Annotated in this window: 4 protein-coding genes; 3 read left to right on the top strand and 1 reads right to left on the bottom strand. The window is 48.2% G+C overall.

What is annotated here, in order from left to right:
• Positions 1 to 99 precede the first annotated feature (99 nt).
• Complete coding sequence (purL, locus tag GX419_12775; GenBank protein NLI25569.1) at positions 100 to 3,795, top strand: phosphoribosylformylglycinamidine synthase; 3,696 nt, start codon at positions 100 to 102, stop codon at positions 3,793 to 3,795.
• Between the two features lie 758 nt (positions 3,796 to 4,553).
• On the opposite strand, the gene GX419_12770 is transcribed toward purL, so the two are convergent.
• Complete coding sequence (locus GX419_12770) at positions 4,554 to 5,369, bottom strand: LexA family transcriptional regulator (protein ID NLI25568.1); 816 nt, start codon at positions 5,367 to 5,369, stop codon at positions 4,554 to 4,556.
• A 100-nt stretch (positions 5,370 to 5,469) separates the two neighbouring features.
• On the opposite strand from GX419_12770, the gene dinB reads away from it, so the two are divergent.
• The gene (gene dinB / locus GX419_12765; GenBank protein ID NLI25567.1) at positions 5,470 to 6,615 is read left to right on the top strand and encodes a DNA polymerase IV; all 1,146 of its coding nucleotides are present in this window, start codon (positions 5,470 to 5,472) and stop codon (positions 6,613 to 6,615) included.
• 134 nt (positions 6,616 to 6,749) lie between these two features.
• Positions 6,750 to 6,989, top strand: coding sequence for an AAA family ATPase (locus GX419_12760; GenBank protein NLI25566.1), 240 nt, complete (start codon positions 6,750 to 6,752; stop codon positions 6,987 to 6,989).
• Positions 6,990 to 7,018: the final 29 nt, after the last annotated feature.

Below are 7,018 nucleotides of genomic sequence, written 5' to 3'. Positions count from 1 at the left end.
ATGTTTTGCACAACCGGATTCCGGGAACTTTCCGTTCATTGAACTTTTGATGAGGGAGGCTGTTAAAAATTAGTACTTTTGAAGCATTAAACGATGCATATGGTTCTCTTTTTCCAAACATCTGAAGATAAGATAATTGCCGTTCAGGCCAATCAGCCTCTGCCGGCGGATGATCTGAATAAACTGAAATGGCTCTTCGGCGGAGCAGAATGTATTGACAAAACTGCTGTAAAGGGTCCCTTCATTGGTCCGAGACGCGAAATGATCACCCCCTGGAGTACCAATGCGGTTGAAATAACCCGCAACATAGGTATTGAAGGAATTGTGCGGATAGAAGAATTTACGCCCACTCAGGAAGCGAAGCCTTCTTATGACCCGATGCTTCAGAATGTATTTCCCGAACTGGATCAGAACCTGTTTACCATCGGCCGTAAACCGGATCCCATTTTTGAAATCGATGATATTGCTGCCTATAACGAGAAAGAAGGCCTTGCGTTAAGTGCGGAGGAAATTGCCTACCTGCAGGATGTAAGCAAAACGCTTGGACGCAGATTAACCGACAGCGAAATTTTTGGCTTCTCCCAGGTGAATTCCGAACATTGCCGGCATAAGATTTTCAACGGGATATTTGTTATCGACGGAATACAGAAGGAAAACACCCTGTTTCAGCTCATAAAGCTGACGACAAAAATGCATCCGAACCGGGTGGTGTCGGCTTACAGCGATAACTGTGCCTTTCTGAAAGGGCCTGTTGTCAGTCTGTTTGCTCCGGTGAAGCAGGACAGGCCGGATTATTTTTCTTTGCGCGATACCGAATGCGTTATATCCTTAAAGGCCGAAACGCATAACTTTCCGACCACCGTAGAACCTTTCAACGGAGCTGCCACCGGGTCGGGCGGAGAAATCCGCGACCGTATGGGAGGAGGCAAAGGTGGTTTTCCTCTGGCCGGCACGGCTGTCTATGTTACTTCCTACCCTCGTCCTGACGGCGGAAGAAGCTGGGAAAAGAAGACAGCTCCCCGGAAATGGCTGTACCATCCTCCTGAAGATATTCTGATCAGAGCCTCAAACGGAGCGTCTGATTTCGGCAATAAATTCGGACAGCCTCTGATCTGCGGAGCGGTTCTTACATTTGAACACGACGAGAACGGCCGGATTTATGGTTACGATAAGGTGATTATGCTGGCAGGCGGAGTGGGTTTTGCCCGTGCAGCTGATTCAATGAAAGATGTTCCTGTGAAAGGGGATAAAATCATTCTGCTGGGAGGGGATAATTACCGGATCGGCATGGGCGGGGGAGCCGTTTCATCAGTTGCTACCGGCGAATACCATAACAGCATTGAGCTCAACGCCGTGCAAAGGTCGAACCCCGAAATGCAGAAACGCGTTTATAATGCCATCAGAGCGCTGTCGGAGTCAGACAGGAATCCCATTGTTTCCATACACGATCACGGCGCAGGGGGCCACCTGAACTGTTTGTCGGAACTGGTGGAACAAACCGGAGGCGTTATCGACATGGATCAACTGCCCGTTGGTGATCCCACCCTGTCGGAAAAGGAAATCATAGGAAATGAGTCGCAGGAGCGGATGGGATTGGTTCTGCATGAGGAAGATGTTCCCGAGCTTGAAAAAATTGCCGAAAGGGAACGTGCTCCTATGTATCAGATCGGCGAGGTGACCGATGATCATTGCCTGGTGTTTGCACGCAAGACAACAGGTCAGAAGCCCATCAATCTTCCGCTGGTTTACTTGTTCGGCAAGCCCCCGAGAACGGTGATCAACGACGAAACCCGTCCTGCCGATTTTGTCGAAGTGGACTATACCGCGGAACATCTGCATGCGTATGTAGAACAGGTGCTTCAGCTTGAATCAGTGGCATGCAAGGATTGGCTGACGAACAAGGTTGACCGCTCGGTAACCGGACGGATTGCCATGCAGCAAACGGCCGGAAGAATCCAGCTTCCCTTAAATAACCTGGGAATTACTGCGCTTGATTATAACGGGTACAGAGGAATAGCCACGGCCATAGGTTTTGCTCCTGTAGCCGGACTTGCCGATCCGGCCGCAGGGTCAGTTCTTTCCATAGCCGAAGCGCTTACGAACATAGTATGGGCACCTGTTCAGGACCGGCTGAAGGGCGTTTCACTCAGTGCCAACTGGATGTGGCCCTCAAAAAACAAAGGGGAAGATGCAAGGCTTTATACCGCCGTTAAGGCCGCGAGCGATTTTGCCCTGGCGCTGGGAATCAATATACCTACAGGAAAGGATTCTCTTTCCATGACCCAGAAATATCCCGATGGCAAAATGGTACTGGCGCCCGGAACGGTCATTGTTTCAGCAGCGGGAGAAGTGACAGATTTCCGCAAAGCTGTTTCGCCTGTACTGCAGGCAGAAAATGATACGGTGCTTCTCTATATTGGCTTGTCATCCTGCCCGTTCAGGCTGGGCGGAAGCAGTTTTGCCCAGATTCGGAACCGTGTGGGAATGCAGGTGCCAACCATTGAAGACGCATGTTATTTTGCGGCGGCGTTTAACGCCATTCAGGAACTTGTTGAGCAGGAATTGATTCTGGCAGGACACGATGTCTCGGCCGGAGGCCTGATCACCACCCTCCTGGAAATGCTTTTTGCCGATAACCACATTGGCATTGATGCTGACCTGAATTCCCTGGGAGAAAAAGACTGGATCAAGGTACTCTTTGCTGAAAATCCTGCCGTGGTAATCCAGGTGAAAAATGACGGAAAAGCAGAAGAAATACTAAAGAACAGGAACATTAAGTGCTACCGGATTGGTGTTCCTTCAGACCGGCGGACACTCAAGGTTTTTCTTGACGGAAAAACCGAACATTTTGACCCCGATGCTCTCCGGGATATCTGGTTTAAAACGTCCTATCTTCTTGACCGGAAGCAAAGCGGAAATGAACTGGCCAGAGAAAGGTTCGAATCGTATAAAAAGATTGAACTCAATTATATCTTTCCGGAACGGTTTACGGGCAGGCTGGCTGATTACGGGCTGGAACGCAGCAGGCGGAATGCAACCGGTATCAAAGCGGCCATTATACGCGAAAAGGGTGTAAACGGCGACAGGGAAATGGCATGGGCTATGTACCTGGCCGGCATGGATGTGAAGGACGTGCACATGACCGACCTGATGAGCGGGCGGGAAACGCTGGACGAAGTAAATATGATTGTGTTTGTGGGTGGTTTTTCCAATTCCGACGTTCTGGGTTCTGCCAAAGGTTGGGCCGGTGTTTTCAGGTACAATGACAGGGCCAGGGAGGCTCTTGAAAAGTTTTACCGGCGCGAAGATACGTTGAGCCTGGGCGTATGCAACGGATGCCAGCTTATGATGGAACTGGGGTTATTGCATCCCGGCCATGAAAAGAAGCCCCGCATGCTGCATAACGCATCGCATAAATTTGAATCGGTTTTTCTGAATGTTGACATTCCGGAGAACAATTCCGTAATGCTGAAGACCCTGGCAGGAACCAGGCTGGGAATTTGGGTGGCACACGGCGAAGGCCGTTTCAGCCTTCCGTATGAGGAAAGCAGATACCGGATTGCCATGAAATACAGTTATCACGAGTATCCCGGCAATCCGAACGGTTCGGATTATGATACAGCCGGCATCTGTTCAGACGATGGCCGTCACCTGGCTATGATGCCCCATCTTGAGCGTTCCATATATCCCTGGAACTGGGCGTGGTATCCGCGCAACCGGAAAAACGACGAGGTAACGCCCTGGATTGAAGCCTTTGTCAATGCCCGCCGCTGGATAGAACAAAAGTCCCGTTAAGTCAGGTTCCAATCCATTTTACGTAGGGAAGTAGAGTTCCAGAGTTCCAGAGTTCCAATGGTTCCAAGGTTCCAAAGTTCCAGCGTTACAGGGTTCCAGTGTTTCGGGTGTTTAAGGTCAATTTGTGATTTGTGAGTTGTGATTTTTGATTTGAGATTTTCCGGTCCCGAGTAAACAATTGGGTAGAACGTTAAGCGGAGAATAAACTGATGAGCGCCATTTCTTTACGCTTTACGCTCTTTCCCCATAGGGGATGAAGGACAATAGAAACGATGATCAAATCAAATCCAATTCCCCGTTAGGGGATTAAGGACAATGGAGGCGGGGTTCCAGGGTTTTAAAGTTCCAGCGTAGAGCGTAGAGCGTATAGCGTAAAGCATTGGGCTTAGAGTGCAGGGCAGAGAGGTGAGTCATGAACGGTATTTCTTTACGCTCTTTCCCCGTAGGGGATGAAGGACAATAGAAGTGACGATCCAAGCCTAATCTTCTTCCCCGTAGGGGATTAAGAACAATGGCATCGTATTCCAGGGTTCCAGGGTTCCAGCGTTCCAGTGTTCCAAAGTTCCAGCGTTCCAGCGTTTCGGATGTTTAAGGTCAATTTGTGATTTGTGAGTTGTGAATTGTGATTTCTGATTTGAGATTTTATTTGTTTTCGTTCAGGATCAAAAAAATCAGAAATCAGAAATCAGAAATCCCAGTCAAAAAATGATCCGATTCCCCGCAGGCATTTAAGAAGCAGGCGTGATGGTGAAATTAACCTATTCCCTGTTCTCGGGTTTTGATAGCTGTTCTTTGATCTGTGACAATTCCTGCTTCAGGGAAACAACCGTTTTAACCAATTGCTGGTGCGGAAGCACAGGCTCAGGAATTTCGGAACTGATGTAATGAACGAACTTCCATATTTCCCTGATTTCATCCACCGGAACATCATACGGTTCGTACATTGGATTGAGCGAATGCAACCTGATTTTCTGATCCTGTGCGAGCAGGTTTTCGATGATTTTGAAAACAATTCCTCCATCGGTGGTAAAGACAATACAGGCTGTACCCGAAGGAATCAGGCTCCAGTCCTGCACATATTCGCCTGTTACCCATGCTCCTTCAGGAATGGGGAGCATGGAATCGCCGCTAATCTGAAACGTTCGGTATTTCTTGTTTTTTGAAAGAAGAGGAAACTGAAACACCGGCAATTCGCTGATAAATTCCGGATCGGAATACCCTGTGGTATAACCTGCTTTTGCTTTTTCCGGTACCATTTCGATGTTTTCGTTATTGCGGCTGTCAACGGTGGTGGCCAGTATGCGCAGATTGGACCCTTTGATGTACACATCAAACCCGCGTTCCAGTTCCGAAAGCTGGCTTTCAGAAAGAGCAGAAAGGTCAACCGCCACAAGCGTGTCAATAGCCACCCGAAAATAACGCGAAAAAGCAAGGAGGGCTTCAAGCCCCGGTTCGGCAACCCCGTTCTCATACCCGCTAAGGGTGGATCGTTTCATGCCCAGGGCGGTGGCTACATCATCCTGGGTACGGTTTCTCCGCTTGCGGAGAAGGCGAATGTTGGATGAGAAAAACATGGAACAAATATAAAAAAAAGATTAAATTATAAGCATAAAAATGATTAAAAAATAATCAAAAATTTTGCAAATAACGGAAAATCAGATATCAGTATGTTTTATGGACCGGAGTATTGTGCATATGGATCTGGATACCTTCTTCGTATCGGTGGAACGGCTTCAGAACAGCCGGCTTGCGGGCAAACCGGTCATTATTGGCGGAACATCCGGCCGCAGTGTGGTTGCCAGCTGCAGTTATGAAGCCCGCCGGTACGGTGTGAGGTCGGCCATGCCCATGAAAATGGCCAGGTCGCTTTGCCCCGATGCTGTATTCATCAAAGGCGACATGGAACTGTACAGCCGTTATTCCGACATGGTAACTGACATTATTGCCGAGTCGGCTCCGGTATATGAAAAAGCTTCGATTGATGAGCATTACCTCGACCTTACCGGCATGGACCGCTTCTTTGGCTGCATGAAGTGGGTGCACGAACTGCGCCAGCGGATTATCCGTGAAACAGGTCTTCCTATTTCCCTTGGATTGTCGCTCAATAAAACCGTGTCGAAAATAGCTACCGGCGAAGCCAAACCCAACGGAGAACTCGAAGTACCAAAACCGCAGGTACAACCTTTTCTCAACCCTCTGCCCATACAGAGAATGCCGATGATCGGCGAAAAAACATTTCATACCCTTCGTTCCATGGGTATTGCCACCATCGGAACCCTCAGCCGGATTCCCCCCGAAATGCTCGCAAAGGTGCTGGGAAAAAACGGAATCGTGATCTGGGAAAGGGCCAACGGTATTGATACCACACCGGTTGAACCCTGGAGCGAAAGAAAATCCATCAGTACCGAACATACCTTTGACCAGGACACTACCGATGTTATGTATATCAATAACCTGCTGGTGAGCATGACCGAAAAACTGTGCTATGAACTGCGGCAACAGCAGAAACTTGCCTCCTGTGTAACGGTCAAAATACGGTATTCCAATTTCGATACCCATACAATCCAGCAGAAGATACCTTATACTGTATTTGATCATCAACTGATCCCTGTGGTGAAGGAATTGTTCAGTAAGCTTTACCAGCGCCGCATGCTGATCCGGCTGGTAGGGGTCCGCTTCAGCAATCTGATCAACGGGGTACAGCAACTCGACCTGTTCGACGACCGTCCCGAAATTACCCGCCTTTACCTGGCTGTTGACCGGATGCGAAACCGCTTCGGAAGCCATTCCGTAAGAAGGGCTGCCGGTATAACTGTGTAATCCGGAACATACCCTTTCCTCATACTTCAACCTCCGCAAATGGCAAAAGCGAACAGGAAATGAGTTACTAAAAATTATTAATATGTATTTTGGTAATATATAAAGTTATATATTGGTAAAATAAAACAAATTCCATGTTGCTATTATCCCAGATACGCGATGCTTACGAAGGTCAGCAGGAAGAATTGAGGAAGAAAAACCTGGGTATCCCGAGGCAATTGATTCGTTCGTATGGAACCGGCAGCCATATTGAGGTAATTACTGGTGTACGGCGCTGCGGTAAAAGCACCCTCCTGAAACAAATAGCCGAAAAAACGGATGAAAAATATCTCTACTTCAATTCGGTTCTGCCAATTCTGTTTCTGATTATGTGAACTGGTTTGAAGACAGTTATTTGTTTTTT

It is taken from the genome of Bacteroidales bacterium (assembly GCA_012517825.1).
Taxonomy (GTDB): Bacteria; Bacteroidota; Bacteroidia; order Bacteroidales; family JAAYUG01; genus JAAYUG01.
Note: the sequence above shows the minus strand (reverse complement) of the source record. Positions and strands in the feature narration are given on the sequence as shown.